The organism is Dyella sp. AD56, assembly GCF_002878475.1.
In the GTDB taxonomy this organism is placed as follows: Bacteria; Pseudomonadota; Gammaproteobacteria; order Xanthomonadales; family Rhodanobacteraceae; genus Dyella.
Genome location: NZ_NRDP01000001.1, coordinates 156964 through 177339 on the forward strand (window position 1 = coordinate 156964; position 20376 = coordinate 177339).

General features: G+C 63.6%; 19 protein-coding genes. 13 read left to right on the forward strand and 6 right to left on the reverse strand.

The features are described 5' to 3' along the window. Positions 1–310 precede the first annotated feature (310 nt). Together fusA and DyAD56_RS00685 are read left to right on the forward strand one after the other, a co-directional pair. Positions 311–2350, forward strand: coding sequence for an elongation factor G (gene fusA, locus DyAD56_RS00680; RefSeq protein WP_102301083.1), 2040 nt, complete (start codon positions 311–313; stop codon positions 2348–2350). Between the two features lie 131 nt (positions 2351–2481). Continuing rightward, positions 2482–2985, forward strand: coding sequence for a GreA/GreB family elongation factor (locus tag DyAD56_RS00685; RefSeq protein ID WP_102300815.1), 504 nt, complete (start codon positions 2482–2484; stop codon positions 2983–2985). A 74-nt stretch (positions 2986–3059) separates the two neighbouring features. Here the strand turns inward: DyAD56_RS00685 and DyAD56_RS00690 are convergent, their stop codons facing one another. Then, on the reverse strand, positions 3060–3527 hold the full coding sequence (locus tag DyAD56_RS00690; protein ID WP_102301084.1) for an SET domain-containing protein-lysine N-methyltransferase: 468 nt from the start codon (positions 3525–3527) through the stop codon (positions 3060–3062). Between the two features lie 192 nt (positions 3528–3719). Here DyAD56_RS00690 and DyAD56_RS00695 point away from each other — a divergent pair, with 192 nt between their 5' ends. The 4 genes from DyAD56_RS00695 to DyAD56_RS00710 all read left to right on the forward strand — a co-directional run bounded on the left by DyAD56_RS00695 (position 3720) and on the right by DyAD56_RS00710 (position 7403). Further along, entirely contained in the window at positions 3720–4202 is a 483-nt protein-coding gene (locus DyAD56_RS00695; RefSeq protein ID WP_102300816.1) for a hypothetical protein, read from the forward strand. 36 nt (positions 4203–4238) lie between these two features. After that, positions 4239–6014, forward strand: a complete 1776-nt coding sequence (locus DyAD56_RS00700) for an acyl-CoA dehydrogenase C-terminal domain-containing protein (RefSeq protein ID WP_102300817.1) — start codon at positions 4239–4241, stop codon at positions 6012–6014. Positions 6015–6170: 156 nt separating this feature from the next. Next, positions 6171–6644: a GNAT family N-acetyltransferase gene (locus DyAD56_RS00705; protein WP_102300818.1), complete on the forward strand. Its 474-nt coding sequence runs from the start codon at positions 6171–6173 to the stop codon at positions 6642–6644. Positions 6645–6695: 51 nt separating this feature from the next. Next, positions 6696–7403 (forward strand): DUF899 family protein, encoded by a 708-nt coding sequence (locus tag DyAD56_RS00710; protein ID WP_102300819.1) that lies wholly within the window; start codon positions 6696–6698, stop codon positions 7401–7403. A gap of 10 nt (positions 7404–7413) precedes the next feature. Here DyAD56_RS00710 and DyAD56_RS00715 read toward each other — a convergent pair whose 3' ends face one another. Both DyAD56_RS00715 and DyAD56_RS00720 read right to left on the reverse strand, forming a co-directional pair. After that, positions 7414–7815 (reverse strand): nuclear transport factor 2 family protein, encoded by a 402-nt coding sequence (locus tag DyAD56_RS00715; protein ID WP_102301085.1) that lies wholly within the window; start codon positions 7813–7815, stop codon positions 7414–7416. A 192-nt stretch (positions 7816–8007) separates the two neighbouring features. Further along, entirely contained in the window at positions 8008–8772 is a 765-nt protein-coding gene (locus DyAD56_RS00720) for a SapC family protein (RefSeq protein WP_102300820.1), read from the reverse strand. 254 nt (positions 8773–9026) lie between these two features. On the opposite strand from DyAD56_RS00720, the gene DyAD56_RS00725 reads away from it, so the two are divergent. Together DyAD56_RS00725 and dxs are read left to right on the forward strand one after the other, a co-directional pair. Further along, positions 9027–9629 carry an HNH endonuclease gene (locus tag DyAD56_RS00725; protein WP_102300821.1) on the forward strand — a complete coding sequence of 201 codons (603 nt, stop codon included), beginning with the start codon at positions 9027–9029 and terminating at the stop codon, positions 9627–9629. A 254-nt stretch (positions 9630–9883) separates the two neighbouring features. Beyond that, entirely contained in the window at positions 9884–11779 is a 1896-nt protein-coding gene (gene dxs / locus DyAD56_RS00730; RefSeq protein WP_102300822.1) for a 1-deoxy-D-xylulose-5-phosphate synthase, read from the forward strand. 170 nt (positions 11780–11949) lie between these two features. On the opposite strand, the gene prmC is transcribed toward dxs, so the two are convergent. The 3 genes from prmC to DyAD56_RS00745 all read right to left on the reverse strand — a co-directional run bounded on the left by prmC (position 11950) and on the right by DyAD56_RS00745 (position 15630). After that, positions 11950–12771, reverse strand: coding sequence for a peptide chain release factor N(5)-glutamine methyltransferase (prmC, locus tag DyAD56_RS00735; protein WP_102301086.1), 822 nt, complete (start codon positions 12769–12771; stop codon positions 11950–11952). Positions 12772–12898: 127 nt separating this feature from the next. Then, complete coding sequence (locus DyAD56_RS00740; protein ID WP_102300823.1) at positions 12899–14575, reverse strand: cyclic nucleotide-binding domain-containing thioredoxin-disulfide reductase; 1677 nt, start codon at positions 14573–14575, stop codon at positions 12899–12901. A gap of 134 nt (positions 14576–14709) precedes the next feature. Further along, complete coding sequence (locus DyAD56_RS00745) at positions 14710–15630, reverse strand: LysR family transcriptional regulator (RefSeq protein WP_102300824.1); 921 nt, start codon at positions 15628–15630, stop codon at positions 14710–14712. Between the two features lie 103 nt (positions 15631–15733). Here DyAD56_RS00745 and DyAD56_RS00750 point away from each other — a divergent pair, with 103 nt between their 5' ends. From DyAD56_RS00750 to DyAD56_RS00770, 5 genes are all read left to right on the forward strand, one after another. Further along, positions 15734–16963: an acyl-CoA dehydrogenase family protein gene (locus DyAD56_RS00750; RefSeq protein ID WP_102300825.1), complete on the forward strand. Its 1230-nt coding sequence runs from the start codon at positions 15734–15736 to the stop codon at positions 16961–16963. Further along, the gene (locus DyAD56_RS00755; protein ID WP_102300826.1) at positions 16960–18027 is read left to right on the forward strand and encodes a phosphotransferase family protein; all 1068 of its coding nucleotides are present in this window, start codon (positions 16960–16962) and stop codon (positions 18025–18027) included. Before DyAD56_RS00750 ends, DyAD56_RS00755 begins: the two co-directional genes overlap by 4 nt. A gap of 3 nt (positions 18028–18030) precedes the next feature. Next, a complete protein-coding gene (locus DyAD56_RS00760; RefSeq protein WP_102300827.1) occupies positions 18031–18720 on the forward strand; it encodes a histidine phosphatase family protein in 690 nt (229 codons plus the stop codon). A 73-nt stretch (positions 18721–18793) separates the two neighbouring features. Further along, positions 18794–19564: an SDR family oxidoreductase gene (locus DyAD56_RS00765; protein ID WP_102300828.1), complete on the forward strand. Its 771-nt coding sequence runs from the start codon at positions 18794–18796 to the stop codon at positions 19562–19564. A 16-nt stretch (positions 19565–19580) separates the two neighbouring features. Continuing rightward, positions 19581–20369: an SDR family oxidoreductase gene (locus DyAD56_RS00770; RefSeq protein ID WP_102300829.1), complete on the forward strand. Its 789-nt coding sequence runs from the start codon at positions 19581–19583 to the stop codon at positions 20367–20369. Positions 20370–20376: the final 7 nt, after the last annotated feature.

Sequence of the window (20376 nt, forward strand, 5' to 3'; positions counted from 1 at the left end):
CTTCTCGGCTCGGGGAAATGCGCAGGCCGTATGCCGGCCCGCCTTGCGGGGTGGAGACTTCTGCAGACAAGCGGCGGCCCCTGGGGTTCCCGCAGACAGGGGTTTTCACCGCACTGCAACTTGACCCGCGAGGCCGATCGCGAAAGCCTAAGCGAACGGCCACCCCGGCCGTACCCGCCATGACCGCCCCCGCGTCCTGCACGCCTGGACGACCATGACGGCCCGCCATCGTCAGCCGCTTGCGCGGCTTCGTGCGGCGCCGCAGGTCACGTCGGCACGATTCCGCGCCCAGCCATGGGAGGGTCGCATCGTGTCGTACACCACGGAAAACATCCGCAACATCGCGCTCGCCGGACATGCCGGCGTCGGTAAGACCACGCTGTTCGAAGCACTGCTGCACACGGGCGGCGTCATCCAGAACCAAGGCTCGGTAGAGCGCGGCTCCACGCAGTCCGACACCGATGAGCAGGAGAAGGCCCGTCGCCATTCGATCGACACGGCCATCGCCAGCATTCCGTTCGACAAGAGCCACATCAACCTGATCGACACCGCAGGCTACGCGGATTTCCGCGGCCCCACGCTGTCCGCCTTCGCCGCCGTAGAAACCGTGGCCATCGTGATCAACGCCGCCAACGGCATTGAGTACGGCACGCGCCGCATGATGGAGCGCGCAGCCGAACGCAAACTCGCGCGTGTGCTGGTGATCAACAAGATCGACACCGAAGGTGCGCGGCTAGCCGGGCTGGTCGACGCGCTGCGCGAGGAATTCGGCACGCAGTGCTTGCCGGTGAATCTGCCAGCCGATGGCGGAAAGCAGGTGCTCGACTGTTTCTTCCATAGCGAAGGTGTCACTGACATCTCATCGCTGACCGAAGCGCACCAGCGCATTCTTGACCAGGTGGTAGAGATCAACGAAACCGTGATGGGTCACTACCTCGACTCGGGCGAAGGGGAACTGAGCCCGCAGGAATTGCATGACGCCTTCGAGCAGTGCCTGCGCGAAGGTCACCTAGTACCCATCTGTTTCGTGAGCGCCCGCACCGGCGCAGGCACCAAGGAATTCCTCGAACTGGCGGACCGTCTGCTGCCCAATCCAGCCGAAGGCAACCCGCCGCCGTTTCTCAATGGCGATGGCGAAGAGATCACCGTCAACGCTGATCCGTCGCAACACGTCATCGCGGACGTATTCAAGATCGTCAACGACCCATTCGTGGGCAAGCTCGGCGTATTCCGTGTATGGCAAGGCACCGTGCGACGCGACACGCAGTTGTTCATCGACGACACCAAGAAGCCGTTCAAGGTGGGGCATCTGTTCCGATTGCGCGGCAAGACGCATGAGGAAATCGATCAAGCCATTCCCGGCGACATTGCCGCAGTGGCGAAAGTGGAGGAGATCCATTTCGACGCCGTGCTGCACGATTCGCACGACGAGGATCGCATTCACCTGACGCCTGTGCGCTTCCCGCAACCCATGTTTGGCTTGGCGCTGGAACCCAAGCACAAGGGGCAGGAACAGAAACTCTCGCAGGCCATCGGTCGGTTGGCAGAGGAAGACCCCTGCTTTCGCCTGGAGCACCACAAGGAACTCAACGAAACCGTGGTGCGCGGTTTGTCCGACCTACACCTGAAGATCATGCTCGAACGCATGAAGGACCGTTACAGCGTTGAGGTGACCACGCATCCGCCGCGCATCGCCTATCGAGAAACCGTTGCGGGGCGTGCGGAAGGCCATCACCGCCACAAGAAGCAGACGGGCGGTGCTGGGCAGTTCGGCGAGGTCTTCTTGCGCGTGGAGCCGCTGGATCGCGGCGCGGGTTTCGAATTCGTCGATGCGGTGAAGGGTGGCGTCATTCCCGGCCAGTTCTTGCCGGCCATCGAGAAGGGTGTCCGGCAGGCCTTGGAAGCGGGCGCGGTTGCGGGCTATCCGATTCAGGACGTACGCGTCACCGTCTACGACGGCAAGTACCACCCGGTCGACTCCAAGGAAGTCGCCTTTATCAGCGCAGGCAAGAAGGCTTTTCTCGACGCCGTAGGCAAGGCCAGACCGGTCGTGCTGGAGCCTATCGTTGACGTGGAGGTGGCCATACCCGAGGCCAACGTGGGCGATGTGACCGGTGGGCTGGCAGGCAAGCGCGCACGCATCATGGGCACCGACTCCCTGCGTGGCGGCGAAATCGTCATCAAGGCGCAGGCGCCGCTGGCGGAGCTGACCGACTATCCCACTGAGCTCAAGGCAATGACCGGAGGGCGTGGCCGCTACAGTCTGGACTTGAGCCACTACGAGCCCGTGCCTGCGCCGGTGCAGAAGCAGCTTAGCGAAGCATGGAAGCCTCACGTTGACGACGACTGATCCGGTTCGTCCATCGCCTGAACGGGTGCGACCGGCGTCGCGCCCGTGCGCCTGCACTTGAGGCGCGGCAGACACGCCGCCATGTATTTCCGCGTAGACGCGCCGAAACGACGGCGCGCTGGAGGCATGCGATGAGCCGCTCCTTCGTGAAGGATGCGGACGAATCCGTCGGCGAACGGCTGCCGGATATCCCGCTGAGCGAACACCCCAACTACGTGACGCCACGCGGCATCGTGCAGCTGCGTGAGCGACTCGTGGCGCTACGTGAGCGACGCGACGCGTTGCGCACGGCAACGGACACGCTGCTGCAGCAACGCGAACTGGCCGAGGTAGAGCGTGAGCTCAAATGGATCAACGCACGCGTGGGCAGCGCCATCGAGGTGGACCCGGCGCAGCAATCGCGTGAACGTGTCGCCTTCGGCGCGCTGGTGACCGTCGACAGCAACGAAGGACAAGCCCGCTACCGCATCGTCGGCGAAGACGAAGCCGACGTGGAACACGGGCGAGTCAGCTATGTCTCGCCGGTGGCCAAGGCTCTGCTCGGCGCGCGCGTGGGCGACGAGGTGGTTTGGCAAAGGCCAGCAGGGGATCTCAATGTCGAGGTGGTCGGGATCGATTATCCCGACGATGCCTGACGAACACGGCGATGCGCCGTGGAGCGTCTGTAGGAGCGCAGGCGCGCGCTCCTACAGGGCGACGACGACACGCCTCAGCGCTTCGCCTTCAACAACGTGCCTGTGCAGTTCTTCGACCCGCACAGGCACTTCCACAGCTTTTTCAGGCGCGCGGTGTGCGGCATGTCCAGCGTGATGCCGTAGTCGTAGGTCAGCTCTTCGCCGGGCTTGATGTTGCGGATGGCTTCGATCAGCACGCGATCTTTGCGCGGATTGCCGTTGGCGCTTTCTTCGATCACCGCCTGGCAGTTCGGATCGCAGCTGTGGTTGATCCAGCGCGCCGTGTTGCCCTTGCGGTTGGCGTCGATCAAGTACTCGTCGTTGAGCGTGAACAGAAACGTATGCCCCGTCTCGCCGCCATCGCCATACATGACATCGGCTTCGTCATGGGTCGTCAGCGTGCCCTTGTACTCGATGATTTCCTCACCCTTCTTGATCGGGGTAACGGCGAACACGCCATTGCCATGGATGGGGGAACGGCGGGCAACGATACGTCGGGTCATGAGCAGCATGCTGTAGGGAACGAGCCCGCGATGATGCCTGCTGCGCTGCGCAATGGGAACCTCCTGCCCAAACAGAACTCTGTCACGCAGGCGTGATCGCATACACGTTGAGATCTCGGTGTCGGCATCTGCCCCGTGGACAGACGCTGGCGTCCTCCTGCTAATATTCAAACAATCGTTTGAGGTGCATCCATGAAACGACTGCTCGGTGGTTTGGCGCTACTCGTGCTGGTGGCGGGCCTGGTGGCCTGCGGGCCGCCGAAGAAGAGCGTGTTCCCGCCAACCGTCAGCATCCAGGAAATGACCACCCGGCCCGATGGCCAGTGGCGCATGACCTTGCGCATTCAGAACAACAGCTACGGCTCGATGGATTTCCACTCCATCGACGGCCAGCTGAAGGTCGGGGACAGCGTGCCGGTGCGCCTGCACACCCGCTTCGACCTCGATATCCCGGCCTTTGCGGCTGACGTCACCCAGATCGACATCCTGCCCACACCCGACATGACGGCGGCGATCAAGGCGGCTGCCGTGAAAGGCAGCGCAGGCAGCGTGCCCTATAGCGTGATCGGCAGCGCAAACGCCAAGCCCGAGCAGGAAAAGGAAGTCCGCGATTTCAGTTTCCACGGCAATGACTGGCTGTCGCCGGTGCCGGGAATTCCCAATACCTGGCGCTGACCCCAGCGCCTGCATGACCCACGAAGGAACTTCGCCATGACGATCTACAAGGCTCCCCTCGACGACCAGCGTTTTGCCCTCTTCGACGTGCTGGGCGCAGAAGCCGTGCTCACCAAGCTGCAGGGTGGCGATGGCCACACTCGTGACCTGCTGGACGCCGTGCTGGAGGAAGCCGGTCGACTGAGCGAAGCAGTGCTGGCACCGTTCAACGCCAGCGGTGACGAGGAAGGCTGCCATTTCGACAAGGACACCCACGCGGTGACTACGCCGAAGGGTTTCAAGGAAGCCTTCAAGGCGTTTGCGGAAGGCGGCTGGACCGGCCTGACCCAGCCTGAGCACTTCGGCGGCCAGGCGCTGCCGAACCTGATGGGTACGGCGACCACCGAGATTTTCCAGTCCGGCAACCTGTCGTGGAGCCTGTACCCGCTGCTGTCCGAAGGCGCCTGCCACGCGATGGAGCTGCACGGCACCGAGGAGCAGCAGAACACCTACCTCAAGCCGATCGTCGAAGGCCGCTGGACGGGCACCATGTGCCTGACCGAGCCGCAGGCCGGCTCGGACCTCGGCCTGCTGAAGACCCGCGCCGAACCCGGCGAGAACGGCAGCTACAAGATCACCGGCACCAAGATCTTCATCAGCGCCGGCGAGCATGATCTGGCCGAAAACATCATCCATCTCGTGCTGGCTCGCCTGCCCGATGCGCCGGCCGGTAGCCGTGGCATCTCCATGTTCATCGTGCCGAAGTTCAAGGTGAACGCCGACGGCTCGCTGGGCGCGCGCAACGCGGCCGCGGCCGGCGCCATCGAGCACAAGATGGGCCTGAAGGGCTCGGCTACCTGCGTGATGAACTTCGACGCCGCCGAGGGCTACCTGATCGGCGCGCCGCACAAGGGCCTGGCCGCCATGTTCACCATGATGAATGCCGCGCGCCTGGGCGTGGGCGTGCAGGGTCTGGCGCTGTCCGAGCGCGCGCTGCAGAACAGCCTGAACTATGCGCGCGAGCGCCTGCAGGGTCGTTCGCTGTCGGGCCCGAAATTCCCGGAGAAGCCGGCCGACAATCTGCTGGTGCAGCCGGACGTGCGCCGCATGCTGCTCACTCAGCGCGCCTTTGTCGAAGGCTCGCGCACGCTGCTGTTCTACACCGCGCTGCAGACCGACGTGGAAGCGCGCGGTGCCGACGAAGCAGCCCGCAAGCAGGCCAGCGACCTCGTCGCGTTCCTGATCCCGATCGCCAAGGGCGTGGTCACCGAACTGGCGCAGGAATGCACCAAGGAAGCGCTGCAGGTGTACGGCGGCCACGGCTACATCGGTGAGAACGGCGTGGAACAGTTCGTGCGCGACGCCCGCATCATCACGCTGTACGAAGGCACCACCGGCATCCAGGCCGCGGACCTCCTGGGCCGCAAGATCCTCCAGTTGCAGGGCGTTGGCTTCAAGGTGTTCCTGCAGGAAATCCAGGCCTTCTGCCAGCAGCACGCGCAGGACGCTGCCATGGCCAGCCTGATCGCTCCGCTCGCCAAGCAGACCAAGGAATGGGCCGACCTCACCCTGGCCCTGGCCCAGCGCGTGCTGGCCAATCCGGAAGAGCTGGGCGCCGCCGCGATGGACTACCTGTACTACTCCGGTTACGTCACCCTCGCCTACATGTGGGCCCGCAACGTGGCTGCGCTGGCCAACAGCAGCCAGCAGGAAGCGTTCAAGCAGGCCAAGCGCGACACGGCAAAGTTCTACTTCGCCCGCATCCTGCCGCGCAGCCTGACCCACAAGGCCGCCATTGAGGCCGGCGTGGATACCCTCCCCGCCATTGCGTGATGTGATGCACCGAAAAGGCCCCTCCTGACGGAGGGGCCTTTTTCTTTGGGGCAAGCACTCCCCGCGCCCAACATTTTTCGCGTCTCCGGGACTACCACTGCTCTGCAACTGGGTGTAGAAACGACAAACTTCTCTCACTAAGCCGGCTGTTTCCGCATGAGCGATGCCACGTACATGATTCGTCTGGCCGAGGACGACGACGACTTCATTCTCAGCCTGGTGCCCCGCTTCGTGGATTTCACCCTGCCTCCGTGGCGACGACGCCACGAGTGCATCGAAGGCATTCGCAACGAGCTCCGCCGCCATCTGGACGAACAACCGGCGAACAGCTTTCTGTTCGTGGCCGAGGATGATGATGGCGAGCCGGTCGGCTTCGTTCACCTGCAAAAAACGCAGGACTATTTCACCGGCCGCAGCAACTGCCATATCTCGGATCTTGCCGTCGCCCAAGCCTACGAAGGGCGCGGCGTGGGTCGGGCGCTGCTCGATCACACGGAAAGCTGGGCGCGCGAACATCGCTGCCAGTTGGTAACGCTGGCCGTGTTTCCAGGTAACGAGCGCGCACGGGCCGTCTACGAAAGCGCGGGCTACGCCGCGGACCTGTTGCGACTGGCCAAGCCTGTACGTTGAGACACATCTTCGGCCGCACGGAGCGCGGCCACCGCATGACGGGAGACAGTCATGACTGAGTCATTGCACAACGTGCGATTTCCCGGCGAAAGCCATGCCTATCGCGTCGCGCGGAACCGGCTGCTGCGAGCCGAAATGGAGCTGCGCAGGCAAACGGAAGCCACCGCCGCCCTGCGGCGCGCGCTACCCCTGGGCGGCGTGATTCCGGTGGACTATCACTTCGACGACGAAGGCGACACGCCGCTGGACACCGATATCGAGCGCCAGACGCGCCTGTCGGATCTGTTCGCCGAGGGAAAGGACACGTTGGTCATCTATAGCTTCATGTTTGGCCCCGCAATGTCGGCGCCCTGCCCGTCGTGCTCGTCGATCCTCGATGCGCTCGACGGCGAGATGCCACACCTGCGCCAACGCGTGAACGTGGCAGTAGTTGCCAAGTCGCCCATCCAACGCATCCGCCATTTCGCACGCGAACGCGGCTGGCGCTACCTGCACCTGCTGTCGTCCGCGCACAACACGTACAACGCGGACTATCACGGCGAGACCGCGGATGGCAGCCAGCTACCCGCGCTCAACGTCTTCCTGCGGCGCGATGGACAGATCCACCACACCTGGTGCAGTGAGTTGATGTTCGTACCCGCCGAGGAGGGCCAGGATCAACGCCATGTCGATCCGATCTGGCCGTTGTGGAACGTGCTGGACTGCTTGCCCGAAGGCCGTGGCGCCGACTGGCGCCCCCACCTCACTTACGAGGACTAAATGGCTGCGCTCAAGGCAGCGGTAAGCCCATCTGTCGAAACATCGCCGCTGTATCGCGAACGCCCCAACGGCGTTCGATGTGGCCTTCTTTCACCACGAACCATTCCATGGTCGGCAACTCATAGTCCCTGCCGGTGACGGGGCCGCCGAGAAACGACTGCACCGAGCGGCCACGCTCGGTGTAACGCACCACCACGTGGTCACCTTCGGCGGCAACCGCATCCACTTCCAGGCTCATCTGAAAGCAACGCATCAACTGATCCCATACCGGGCGCGCCCGCTCGAGGCCACCCCAACCCAACGCTCCGTAGATCAGCGCGTCTGGCGCAAACATGGCGCACACGCCATCGAGGTCGGCGCGATTGAACGCGTCGACATAGGACAACACTACGCGTTTGTTCTGCTCGGACATGCTTGCCCCGGCATGGAGGATTGCACCCATGACGGTGCACACCCGGCGCCACGTTCAAGCATATCGCTCGCCCCTGCGTGGGCTACGTGAGGATGTCCGGGCCTGCCGGACCATGGGGGAAGGGAGCCGCCCGACGCTGGCGCGCCGGCGAAGGACGCCACGGCACCTGTCGGCGCCGTGACGTCAAGACCATCAGTTCTTCAAAGCGGGGATCGCTTCCAGGCTCTGCTCGCGCTCGCTAAGGCGCTGCGACACGCGATCAATGTTGGCCAGCGACAACAGGTGCGCATAGATCCAGCCGTACACGCCTTCACGCAGGAATTCGAGCGCGGTCTTCTCGTCGAGCTGGCGCAGCTTTTCCTCGTTGACCACGAACAGGCCATTGAGGTTGATGCTCTTGCCGTCCTTCTCGAGGCGGATGTTCCGCGGCTCAAGCAGGTTGTGCTTACGCAGCTGCTCCATGAACCACTGCGTGCGCGACACATGCTGCTGGTACTCACCGAGGAAACGCACGGCGTTGTTCAGCACTTCGGTCTCGCTGCCGTCGTCCTTGAAGAGGGCTTCGCCTTCGGCCGTGTTGAAACCTTCATAGGCTTCGTCGAGGAACACGGTGAAATCGTCGCCTTCCGCGCCAGCCGGCTTTTCGGCCAACACGAACGGATAGCGGCGCACGAAGGCCGGGATGTACGCATTCGCTTCCCAGTGGCCATCGGCATTGATAAACAGGTTCTCGTTCTCGCGCAGGCCAAGCAGGGCCAGCGGACCGGCGCTGTCGACCGTCAGGCCGCCGAACAGGATCGGCAAGTCGCGCGCGGCTGCAGGAAACTCGACACCGGTCAGCGGCACCGAATGCACGGTGCTCGCGAACTTCAGGTTCGGGATCGGCTTGATGCGCAGATCCTTATGTTCCGTGCGGTTGAGCGGAACAGGACGCTCGTAGAAAAGTACTTCAGCCACGTTGACTACCTCTGCCCAGCCGCGCCGGGGTAGCCACCTAGGCTCCCCCTCCCAAACCCGGCCTCGGGTCTACAGATGAACGACCACTATATCAGCGCTCCCGCTGGCGCGAGAACACCCGAAAGTCTGTCCCTATCTCCTGCCCCGACAGTCATTTGCGTGTGTTCTGTCATGGATTTGGTCTATCCTCGGCCTTGTTACGAGCATTTGCTGCGCCCGCACGTTCATTCCCCTGGGTTGAAGGACGGTTTTGCATGCTGATGGAAGTACCTAGCCGCGTTGTCGACCTACATTCGACCCGCGTGCTGTCGTTGGATGCCGCCGGCCGAATTCTTGACTGGATCAGCTGGCAGGAAGCGGTTTGCCTCTACGTCCGCGACGCCGTCGCCTGGACGCTGGGCGATCCCTGCATCACCGTCCACGGCGGGCAGAACCGTCTGAGCGGCCTGCAAAGCATGCTTTCGCTGCACCCCATCGTCGCCAGCACCGGCCACTGCCGCGACCATGCGATCGATCCCTCGCCAGCGTTGACCAATAGCGCTCTTTTCGCCCGCGACCGCTATCTGTGCATGTATTGCGGGCAGCGCTTCAGCCGGGGCGATCTGACTCGCGACCATGTCCTGCCCATTTCCAAGCATGGCAAGGACACCTGGGAAAACGTGGTCAGCGCCTGCCTCGCCTGCAACCTGCGGAAGAGCAACCGCACGCCCCAGCAAGCCAACATGCCGCTGCTGGCGGTGCCCTACCGCCCAAGCTGGGTGGAGCACCTGATCCTGTCCAACCGCAACATCCTGGCCGACCAGATGGAATTCCTGGTCAACCATCTGCCGCGCGACCGCCGCGAGCATATGACCTGACCGTGACACGTCCTGCGTATCACCGCGCGACGATACTCACCGATACCGCAGCCGCCCCGTCCATCGGCAGGCGAGCGGCAATCCACCTGAGCTGCAAGTAGACAAAAGCCTTGCCTTCACTTGCGTGAGGGCCCTGGCTGAACCATCGTGATGTAGCACTCCCACAACCATGTCGGCGCCACGGCACGAACGGGTCCGCAAGTTTTCATCCGGCCGCCCTTGCTCCGCCTCCTGACAGGGCCAACAATACGCAAATGAACGACCTGTCCCGCTACCCCCATCTGGCGCCCATCGAGACGCCAGCCGACCTGCGCAAAGTTGCCGACGACGACCTACCAGCCGTCGCCGAAGAGCTGCGCCAGTACCTGATTGAAGCCGTTGCCAGTTCTGGCGGCCATTTCGGCGCCGGGCTGGGCGTGGTGGAACTGACGGTGGCCTTGCACCACGTATTCGATACGCCGCACGACCGCCTGGTGTGGGACGTGGGCCACCAGTGCTACCCGCACAAGATTCTCACCGGTCGCCGTGACCGCATCACGACGATCAAGAAAAAGGACGGCCTGGCACCGTTTCCGCGTCGTGAGGAAAGCGAGTACGACACGTTCGGCGTGGGCCACTCGTCCACCTCGATCTCGGCCGCGCTCGGCATGGCCATCGCTGCGCAACGCAAGGGCGACCACCGCAAGGTTGTCGCCGTGATCGGCGATGGCGCGATGACCGCCGGCATGGCCTTCGAAGCGCTCAACCACGGCGGCGACGTAGAACCGGACATGCTGGTCGTGTTCAACGACAACGGCATGTCGATCAGCGAGAACGTCGGCGCGCTGACCAAGATGGCCGCACGCGCCATGTCCAGCCGTCGCCTCAACGCGCTGCGCGAGCGCGCGAAAAAGGCGATTCCCCGGCAATCGTTCTTTGGCCGCTTCTTCAAGCGCTGGGAGGAACATGCCAAGGGCATGATCGTGCCCAGCACGCTGTTCGAGGAACTGGGCTTCCACTACACCGGCCCGATCGACGGCCACAACATCCCGCAATTGCTCGCGGCGCTGCGTACGGTGAAGGGCCTGCCCGGCCCGCAACTGCTGCACGTGATCACCACCAAGGGCAAGGGTTACGCGCCCGCCGAGCAAGCGCAGATCGAATACCACGCCGTCGGTCCGTTCGATCCGCAGGCCGGCCTGACGAAAAAGTCCGGCCCGTCCAAGCCGACCTATACCGACATTTTCAGCGACTGGCTGTGCGACCAGGCTGCCGCCGACGAGCGCCTGCTGGGCATCACCCCGGCGATGCGCGAAGGCTCGGGCCTGGTGCGCTTCTCCAAGGAATACCCGCAACGCTACTTCGACGTGGCGATTGCCGAGCAGCACGCGGTGACGCTGGCCGCCGGCATGGCCTGCGAAGGTGCCAAGCCGGTAGTGGCGATCTATTCCACCTTCCTGCAGCGTGCCTTTGACCAGGCCATCCACGACGTATCGATCCAGAACCTGGACGTGACGTTCGCCATCGACCGCGCTGGCGTGGTCGGCCCGGACGGTGCGACGCACTCCGGCAGCTTCGACCTCACCTACCTGCGCTGCCTGCCGAACATGGTGATCATGGCGCCGTCGGACGAGAACGAGTGCCGCATGATGCTCACCACAGGCTTCGAGCATCCTGGCCCGGCAGCCATCCGCTATCCGCGCGGTACCGGCCCCGGTGTGCCGCTACAGCAAGAGCTGGAAACGCTGCCCATCGGCAAGGCCGAGCTGCGCCGTCGCGGCCATGGCCTCGCTCTGCTGAGCTTCGGCGCCATGCTCGCCCCGGCTGCGGAAATCGCCGCCGAGATGGATGCCACGCTGGTAAACATGCGCTTCGTGAAGCCGCTGGACGAGGCGATGATCCTCGAGCTGGCGCGCACACACGATGCGTTCGTCACGCTGGAAGACAACGCTGTCGCCGGCGGTGCGGGCAGTGGTGTGGCGGAGTGCCTGGCTGCGCACGGCATCGTCAAGCCGATCCTGCACCTGGGCCTGCCGGACGTATACCTGGAGCACGGCAGCCGCGAGCAAGTGCTCACCATGGCCGGTCTGGACCTGCCCAGCATTCGCAGCGCCATCCATGCCCGTTTTCCGCAGGTGGAAACGCAAACGCGCAGTCAGGTCACGGCCTGATTTGCCAGAATCCTGAAGCTCTATGAAAACGCCGCGCTCAGCGCGGCGTTTTTGTTTGGAGCCTGCTCAAAATCTCGCTTGAGCACTCATTTCCCTCATCGTCATTCCGGCGTAGGCCGGAATGACGAGTCGCAAGATTGAAGGCTTTACTTCAAGCAGACGCAAAGACGTCACGAACCCCAGATGCCACCACTCACGCGATCGCGCTGCTCCAGATCCTGCACAGTGAGCACGTCGCGATAGCCCGCTGACGAAAGTATTTCGCGCACGGCAGCGCCCTGATTCCAGCCATGCTCCATCAACAACCACCCGTCCGGCGCCAGATGATCACGCGCCTGCGCGACGATGCGGCGAATATCCTCCAGGCCGTCCACACCGGACGCCAACGCAGACGACGGCTCAAAGCGAAGATCGCCCTGTCCCAAATGAGGATCGTCCGCCTCGATGTAGGGCGGGTTGGATACGATCAACTCAAAGTGCTCGCCAGCCAATGGCGCGAGCCAATTGCCCTGCACAAAACGCACGTTGCGAATGCCATGACGCTCACCGTTGCGCTGCGCCACGGCGAGCGCGTCGGCACTCGCGTCAGTGGCGACGACGCTCGCCGCAGGGCTTTCGCGCGCAATGGACAACGCGATGGCGCCACTGCCTGTGCCCAGGTCCGCGACGCGTGCGCGCGGCGTCATCCGCGCCAGCGCGAGCTCTACTAACAGTTCGGTTTCGGGGCGCGGAATCAGCGTGGCAGGCGTGACCTCCAGCTCCAGCGTCCAGAAGCCACGATGCCCGGTGATATACGCCACCGGCTCGCCATCACGACGGCGCCCCACCAGCGCGGAAAAAGCGGAAGACTGGGCTTCATCCAATACATCGTCGGCATGCGCAATCAACCAGCTACGCGGCTTGTCCAGAACGTGGACGAGCAGCAACTCCGCCTCCAGTCGATCGCCCAGTACACGCGCAGCGTCCAGGATGGCCTCACGCACTTCAGCCATGCGCGCAGCGCCCTGCACGGCAAACGACAACCGATGGAAACGACTGAAGCGACATCGCTGCTTTCCGCTGATAGAAAGCCACAGTGTAGGGCCAAGGACACGCTCCTTGCCGTCCTTAGGCACCCACTTAAACCGGCGTCGGCACCAGATAGTGATGGACCGCCTGGACCACCACCGAACCTTCGCCCACGCTCGACGCCACGCGCTTGACCGAGCCGGAACGCACGTCGCCCACCGCAAAGATGCCGGGCTTGGTGGTGGCATAAGGTGATTCGAGCAAATGACCCTGAGTACAGCGGCCGGTGAGTACGAAGCCTTTGTCATCCAGCGCTAGGCAATCCTTCAGCCAATCGGTATTCGGTTCCGCGCCGATCATCACGAAGACGTTGTTGACGTGGCGCGTGGTCAGCTCGCCAGTGTCGCGCTGCTGCCATGTCACCTGGCCCAGGCGCCCCTCTCCTTCGAGCCCGACGATCTCACTATGCGTATGCAAGCTGATCGACGAAGACCGCAGGATGCGCTGCACAAGGTAATCGGACATGGTGGCCGCCAATCCTGACGATCGGACCAACACATGCACATGCGAGGCGATGCGCGACAGAAATACCGCCGCCTGCCCCGCCGAGTTGCCGCCGCCGACCACCACCACTTCGCCACCCTTGCATAGCTGGCCCTCCATCGCCGTACAGGCGTAGTGGATGCCCGCACCTTCGAACTGTGCATAACCGGGAACATCCAGCTTGCGATACCGCGCCCCCGTCGCCACGATGACGACGCGCGCCTGCACGCTCTGGCCGTCGTCCAGAGCAATGCGATACGGCTGCACCGAACAGTCGATACCGGATGCCTGTCGCGAAATCGCCAGCCGCGCACCAAACTTCTGTGCCTGCGCCTGTGCGCGACCTGCCAGCGCCTGTCCCGAGATGCCCGTGGGAAAGCCCAGGTAGTTCTCGATTCTGGACGAGGTGCCCGCCTGCCCGCCCGGTGCTACGCCTTCCACCACGAGGGTCGATAGCCCTTCCGACGCCGCGTATACGGCAGCGGCCAGCCCCGCGGGGCCCGCACCGGCCACCACTACGTCATAGACAAAATCCGGATCGATGGTTTCGGTAATTCCCAGTTCGTCGGCAAGCTCCGCAGTGGTCGGGTTTTGCAGGAAGCAGCGCTCCGGGCAAATCACCACGGGAAGCTGCTCGTGGGCGAGTTGGAAACACTCGATAAAGCCGTCGGCTTCGGGCTCGCTCTCCGTGTCGATCAGGCGATGCGGATAACCGTTGCGCACAAGAAAGCGCTCCAGCCGCAAGGTATCGGCACTGTGTCCCGGCCCAACCAGCACCACGCCGCCGAAGCCAGCGCGGATCAAACCCACGCGCCGCAGGATGAAGGCACGCATGATGATTTCGCTGATGTCCGCTTCCGCGGCCACCATGCGGCGAAAATCATCCGAGTGCACGCGCAGTATGTGGCTGTCCATGGCCACACGCGCGGACGCCATCACGGCGCGGCGGTTGAACATGTTCATCTCGCCGCTGAACTGCCGCGACGAGTACATCGTGAAGACATTGGACTGACCGTACTTGTCGACATCGAAGATCTCGACGATGCCGTCCAGTACAAGGAAGAAGTCGATGCCGCGCTGGCCGCGCTCGAACAGCACCGTGCCAGCCGGTACGTGTTCCTCCTGCCCGTAGGCGGCAATACGCCGGACCATGGAGGGGTCCAGGCGCGGGAACATCTGCTCCTTGCGGTTCATCGGATCCGTCGGGTCGTAGACGACCTCAGGGGCTGGCAACTGCTCGGACATGCAAGAGCACCTCGTCATGGGGACCGCCCGGCGGAAAGCCGCCGGGCGTGTCTTGGAGTCAGATCAGCGTGGGTCGCAGGGAAGGCGCCCCGCCGTACTGCTCATCCTGCGCTCCCTGCCGTGGCACCCGCAAGTCATCGTGGCGTCGATTGCATCGCGCCGGTGATCGACTTGACGAGACGTTCACGAAACCAGCGATGGGGCTGGTCGTCGTCCTTGGAATCGTGCCAATAGGCAAGGATGGGAATGGCACGGATGCGAACCGGCAACGGCTGTAGCGCAATGGGAAGCAGCACCGCGAGATGGTCGGCGTACGCCTTGGGCACCGTTAGCAGCAAGTCGCTGGCGGCAGCGATCTGGCATGCCGAAAAGTAGTGCTGCGCCACCATGCGCACCTCGCGGAACATACCGTTCTGGCCAAGCAGCGTATCCAGCGCGCTCGACTCACCCAGCGGCGACACGGTGACGTGCTGCGCCGCCAGGTAGTCGCTTCGTCGCAGTTGATTCGCCAGTGGGTGGTCGCGTCGCATCACCACCGCCAGCGTCTCATCCAGCAGGCGCCGATGTGAGATGCGTTCGCCTGCGCGCAAGGGGCGATCCACCGCTAGGTCCAGCGCACCCGTGCCCAGGTCGCGTTCCACATCTTCGGCCGCCACGCGCCGGCTCACCACACGCACGCCTGGTGCTTCGCTCCCGATACTCGCCATCAATCGCGGCAGCGCAATCGACTCGAGGATGTCGCGAAAGCCGATGACGAATTCCATCTGCAACTGCGACGGGTCGAATACGGGCTGCGCATGCGTACTGGCCAGCAACCCTTTCAGGTGCGCCTGCACCGCGGGCATCATCGCGCGCACTTTATCCGTGGGCAGCAGGCGATTGCCCTGCCGGACGAACAATGGATCGCCCAGTTGGTCGCGCAGGCGACGCAAGGCATGCGTCACCGCTGGCTGGGTCAGGTGCAGCACGCGTGCCGCTGCGCTGACGCCGCCCTGCGTGTAGATCGCGTCCAGGACGCGGAACAGATTCAGGTCGATGCGACTGTCGCGTTCCATGGTTCACACCCATTAGCCAGGTTAATGCCAACCCATAAAGCATATTCATTTCAATTATCGGATACCTGAGGCGTACCCTCCATAGGAATCGAGGAGACCCACTATGGATTTCGCCCCTTCCGAGCGCACCCGCGCACTTGCCGAACGCCTGGAACGTTTCATGCGCGAGGAGGTGCTCCCCGCCGAGTCGGTCTACACCTCGCAACTCGTCGGTGGCGCCGATCATCGCCAATGGCGCCAGCCGGCCGTGATGGAGCAGTTGAAGACGCGAGCGCGCGACGCGGGTCTGTGGAACCTGTTCCTGCCCGATCTGGAAGGTGGCCCCGGCCTGAGCAACGTGGAGTACGCGCCGCTCGCGGAAATCATGGGCCATTCGTTTATCGCGCCCGAGGTGTTCAACTGCAGCGCGCCAGACACCGGCAACATGGAGGTGCTGCATCGCTACGGCTCTGCCCAACAACGCGAGCAATGGCTGGAGCCCTTGCTGCGTGGCGACATCCGCTCAGGGTTCGCCATGACGGAGCCTGAGGTGGCCTCCTCCGACGCCACCAATATGCGGGCAACCGCCATGCTGGAAGGCGACGAGATCGTGCTGAACGGCCGCAAGTGGTGGACGACCGGCCTTGGTCATCCGCACTGCCGCTTCGTGATCTTCATGGGGCTGAGCGACCCGGACGCCGAGCCGCACCGGCGCCACAGCATGGTGATCTGTCCTCTCGACGCGCCGGGTGTGCACATCGAGCGCATGCTTCCGGTGTTCCACGACTACGACGAGCCCTCTGGCCACGGCGAATTGCATTTCGCCAACGTACGGCTGCCCGCATCCAACGTGATCCTGGGCCCTGGGCGCGGCTTCGAGATCGCGCAGGGGCGACTGGGGCCTGGGCGCGTACATCACTGCATGCGCGCACTGGGTGCGGCCGAACGGGCGTTGTCGTTGCTGTGCAACCGCGCGCAGTCGCGCGTGGCATTCGGGCAGCCCCTGATCAAGCTAGGCGGCAACGCCGACATCGTCGCCAACCTGCGCATGGCCATCGAGCAAGCACGGCTGCTTACGCTGAAAACTGCCTGGACGTTGGACCAATACGGCCCCAAGGCCGCGCTCAGCCTGATCTCCCAGATCAAGGTCGTGGTGCCATCCGTCGCTCAGCAGGCCGCCGAGGCGGCCATCCAGATCCATGGCGGCGCCGGGCTCACCGACGACTTCCCACTGGCGCGGCTCTACGCCTATGCACGCGTGCTGCGTCTGGCCGATGGTCCTGACGAAGTGCATCGCGCCGTGGTCGCCAAACTCGAAGCCAAAGCACAGTTGTCCACGGAGAATCACGCATGACGGCTATCCCCGATCAGGCACGCGCCGTGCGCGATGAAGATGCTTTCGATGTCGCCCATGTTGATGCCTTCCTGAAGCAGCACATCGCCGGGCTGGAGGGCACGCCCGCCGTGAAGCAGTTCCCCGGCGGGGCATCCAACCTCACTTATCTCCTGCACTACCCCCATCGCGAACTCGTGTTGCGTCGCCCGCCGCGTGGTGCCAAGGCAAAGTCCGCGCACGACATGATGCGTGAAGCACGCATCATGGGCGCCCTCAAGGCCAGCTATCCCTACGTACCGGCCATCCTCGCGCGTTGCGACGACGAGAGCGTGATCGGGCAGGATTTCTACGTGATGGAGCGATTGAATGGCACCATCCTGCGCCGCGACCTACCGCCCGAGTTAGGCCTCGACCGCGATGGCGTTCGCGCGTTGTGCCTGGGCTTTATCGACCGACTGATCGAACTGCATCAGGTCGATGCCACGCAACCGGAGCTCAAGGACTTCGGCAAGGGCGAGGGCTATATCGCTCGACAGCTCGCCGGCTGGAGCGAACGCTGGCGGCAGGCCGCAACGGAAGGCTCAGATCCCTGCGACGACGTTATCGCCTGGCTCGACGCCCAGCAGCCAGCACACGACAACGGCAGTTGCGTCATCCACAACGACTTCCGCTTCGACAACGTCGTGCTCGCGGCGGACAACCCGCTCGATATCGTCGGTGTGCTCGACTGGGAACTGGCAACCATCGGCGATCCATTGATGGATCTGGGCAGTTCGCTCGCTTACTGGGTGCAAGCCGACGACGATCCGGTGTTCCAGTCATTCCGCCGCCAACCCACGCACGAAGCGGGCATGCTCACCCGTCGCGAGGTAGTGGATTACTACGGCGAACGCACTGGCATCGATGTCTCGTGCTGGCGCTTCTACGAAGTCTTCGGCCTGTTCCGCCTGATGGTGATCATCCAGCAGATCTATCGCCGCTACGCGCTGGGACAGACCACTAACCCGCAGTTTGCGGGTTTCGGTGATGCAGCGAAGTACATGGGCATGCGTTGCCGCCGACTCATGCGCGCCAAGGACTGATGCATGCGCGAACTACTGTTGATCCGGCACGGACAGGCCAGCTTCCATGCCGAGGACTACGACCAGTTGTCGCCACTGGGCGAACGGCAATCCACACTGCTGGGCGAATGGTTTGCCGAGTGCGGCGCCAAGCCCGACCTCGTCACCATGGGGCCGCGCGTCCGTCATCGCGACACGGCGTTACCTTGCCTACGGGCCGCAGGCGTGGACGCACAACCCATCGTGCTACCCGGCCTGGACGAAGTCGATCATCTCGAACTGCTGGCCCGTCTGCGGCCCGAACTCGCAGCACCCGGCGCCCTACGTGACGCCATGAAGCAGGAAGCTGATCCCTACCGTTCCTTCCAGCAACTGTTCGTCGATGCGCTCGATCGATGGACCAGCGGCAAACACGATGCGGACTACACCCAAAGCTGGGACAGCTTTCGCCAGCGCTCACTGGATGCTCTACGGCAACTGACCGAAAGCGACGCGAACACGATCTGGGCGTTCACCTCGGGAGGCCCCATCGCCGTGATGGCCAGCGCGCTGCTGCAAGCGCATCCGTCGAAGGCGTTTGAACTCAGCTGGTCGCTCGTGAACACGGGCGTGACGCGGCTCCGGCTAGGCTCGCGCGGGCCAAGCCTGATGACCTACAACGCGTGGCCACATCTTGAACGCGTGCGCGACGAACAGCTGGTGACGTTGCGGTAAGCCCGCGTCCCAAGCCGCCACTTGAAGCCCATATGACCGTGCCGAACTTCCACTCCACCGGACTCTGTTATCCATGAGCAAACCCGTCACTTTCGACCTTACCGGCAAGCTCGCCATCGTCACCGGCGCCAGCCGTGGCATTGGCGCCGAGATCGCCAAGCTGCTCGCCACGCACGGCGCCCACGTCATCGTCTCCAGCCGCAAGCAGGCCGACTGCCAGGCCGTGGTCGACGGCATTGTTGCCGAGGGTGGCTCAGCTGAAGCCATCGCCTGCCATATTGGCGAGATGGAACAGATCGAATCGCTCTATGCACAGGTGGAAGGCAAGCATGGCCGCCTCGACATCCTGGTCAACAACGCGGCCACCAATCCGTACTTCGGGCACATCACCGACACGGAACCCTCGATATTCCAGAAGACAGTCGATGTGAACATCCGCGGCTACTTCTACATGTCCTCCTATGGCGCGAAGCTCATGGCGAAAAGCGGTGGTGGCTCCATCGTCAACGTGGCATCGGTGAACGGCGTGGTGCCGGGGTTCCAGCAAGGCATCTACTCGATCACCAAGGCCGCCGTGATCTCCATGACCAAGGCGTTTGCCGTTGAATGCGCCGAACAAGGCGTGCGTTGCAACGCACTGCTTCCTGGCCTGACCGATACCAAGTTCGCCTCGGTGCTGGTGAACACGCCGGCGATCCTCAAGCAGGCGCTGGCACACGTGCCGATGCGCCGCGTGGCCCAACCGTCGGAAATGGCGGGCGCAGTGCTGTATCTGGCATCCGACGCCGCGTCGTACACCACCGGCGCGATCTTGAACGCCGATGGCGGCTATCTCAGTGTCTGATCCCGGAGAACACGGCATGACGTCAACTCTTGCTCCACGCGTCGCCGGCAAGCGCGCATTCGTCACCGGCGCTGCGGGCGGCCTCGGCGCTGCATCGGCCCGCATGCTTGCGCGCCATGGCGCCAAGGTGTTCCTCACCGATATCGACGGCGATGGCGCGGCTGCCGTCGCCGCTGAAATCAACCGCGAGAACGGCGCCACGGTGGCGTGGTCTGCCGTGCAGGATGTAAGTGACGAGGCCACCTGGCAGCGCACGCTGGCCGATGCGGCGAAAGCGATGGATGGCCTGTCCGTGCTGGTCAACAACGCGGGTATCGGCTCGCTCGGCGGTGTGGAGCGCATCGAGCTGAAGGAATGGCACCGTGTGATGGCCGTCAACGTGGACAGCGTGATGCTGGGTTGCAAACACGCCCTGCCCTATCTGCGCGACGCCCAGCCCGCCTCCATCGTGAATATCTCGTCGCTCGCCGCGTTCAAGATCGATCCGGACTACACCGCGTACAACACCTCGAAAGCCGCCGTCGCGAGCCTGAGCAAATCGGTAGCGATGGACTGCACGCGGCAGCGGATCGACGTGCGTTGTAACTCGATCCATCCCGCCTTTATCCGCACCGGCATCGTCAAGCCGTTCTTCGACAAGCTGGGCGAAGAAGAGGCCACGAAGAAACTCACACGCGGCATTCCCATGCACCGCTTGGGCGACCCGGAAGATATCGCCTACGCCGTGCTCTATCTTGCTTCCGATGAAAGCCGCTTCGTCACCGCGGCGGAACTCGTCATTGACGGCGGCGCGCGCGCCGTCTGATCCGGAG

What these genes read in the sequence shown, in the direction of transcription:
- DyAD56_RS00685 (WP_102300815.1), top strand. Translation starts at nt 2,482, where the DNA reads ATGAGCCGCTCCTTCGTGAAGGATGCGGACGAATCCGTCGGCGAACGG.
- DyAD56_RS00690 (WP_102301084.1), bottom strand. Translation starts at nt 3,527, where the DNA reads ATGACCCGACGTATCGTTGCCCGCCGTTCCCCCATCCATGGCAATGGC.
- DyAD56_RS00695 (WP_102300816.1), top strand. Translation starts at nt 3,720, where the DNA reads ATGAAACGACTGCTCGGTGGTTTGGCGCTACTCGTGCTGGTGGCGGGC.
- DyAD56_RS00700 (WP_102300817.1), top strand. Translation starts at nt 4,239, where the DNA reads ATGACGATCTACAAGGCTCCCCTCGACGACCAGCGTTTTGCCCTCTTC.
- DyAD56_RS00705 (WP_102300818.1), top strand. Translation starts at nt 6,171, where the DNA reads ATGAGCGATGCCACGTACATGATTCGTCTGGCCGAGGACGACGACGAC.
- DyAD56_RS00710 (WP_102300819.1), top strand. Translation starts at nt 6,696, where the DNA reads ATGACTGAGTCATTGCACAACGTGCGATTTCCCGGCGAAAGCCATGCC.
- DyAD56_RS00715 (WP_102301085.1), bottom strand. Translation starts at nt 7,815, where the DNA reads ATGTCCGAGCAGAACAAACGCGTAGTGTTGTCCTATGTCGACGCGTTC.
- DyAD56_RS00725 (WP_102300821.1), top strand. Translation starts at nt 9,027, where the DNA reads ATGCTGATGGAAGTACCTAGCCGCGTTGTCGACCTACATTCGACCCGC.
- dxs (WP_102300822.1), top strand. Translation starts at nt 9,884, where the DNA reads ATGAACGACCTGTCCCGCTACCCCCATCTGGCGCCCATCGAGACGCCA.
- prmC (WP_102301086.1), bottom strand. Translation starts at nt 12,771, where the DNA reads ATGGCTGAAGTGCGTGAGGCCATCCTGGACGCTGCGCGTGTACTGGGC.
- DyAD56_RS00740 (WP_102300823.1), bottom strand. Translation starts at nt 14,575, where the DNA reads ATGTCCGAGCAGTTGCCAGCCCCTGAGGTCGTCTACGACCCGACGGAT.
- DyAD56_RS00745 (WP_102300824.1), bottom strand. Translation starts at nt 15,630, where the DNA reads ATGGAACGCGACAGTCGCATCGACCTGAATCTGTTCCGCGTCCTGGAC.
- DyAD56_RS00750 (WP_102300825.1), top strand. Translation starts at nt 15,734, where the DNA reads ATGGATTTCGCCCCTTCCGAGCGCACCCGCGCACTTGCCGAACGCCTG.
- DyAD56_RS00755 (WP_102300826.1), top strand. Translation starts at nt 16,960, where the DNA reads ATGACGGCTATCCCCGATCAGGCACGCGCCGTGCGCGATGAAGATGCT.
- DyAD56_RS00760 (WP_102300827.1), top strand. Translation starts at nt 18,031, where the DNA reads ATGCGCGAACTACTGTTGATCCGGCACGGACAGGCCAGCTTCCATGCC.
- DyAD56_RS00765 (WP_102300828.1), top strand. Translation starts at nt 18,794, where the DNA reads ATGAGCAAACCCGTCACTTTCGACCTTACCGGCAAGCTCGCCATCGTC.
- DyAD56_RS00770 (WP_102300829.1), top strand. Translation starts at nt 19,581, where the DNA reads ATGACGTCAACTCTTGCTCCACGCGTCGCCGGCAAGCGCGCATTCGTC.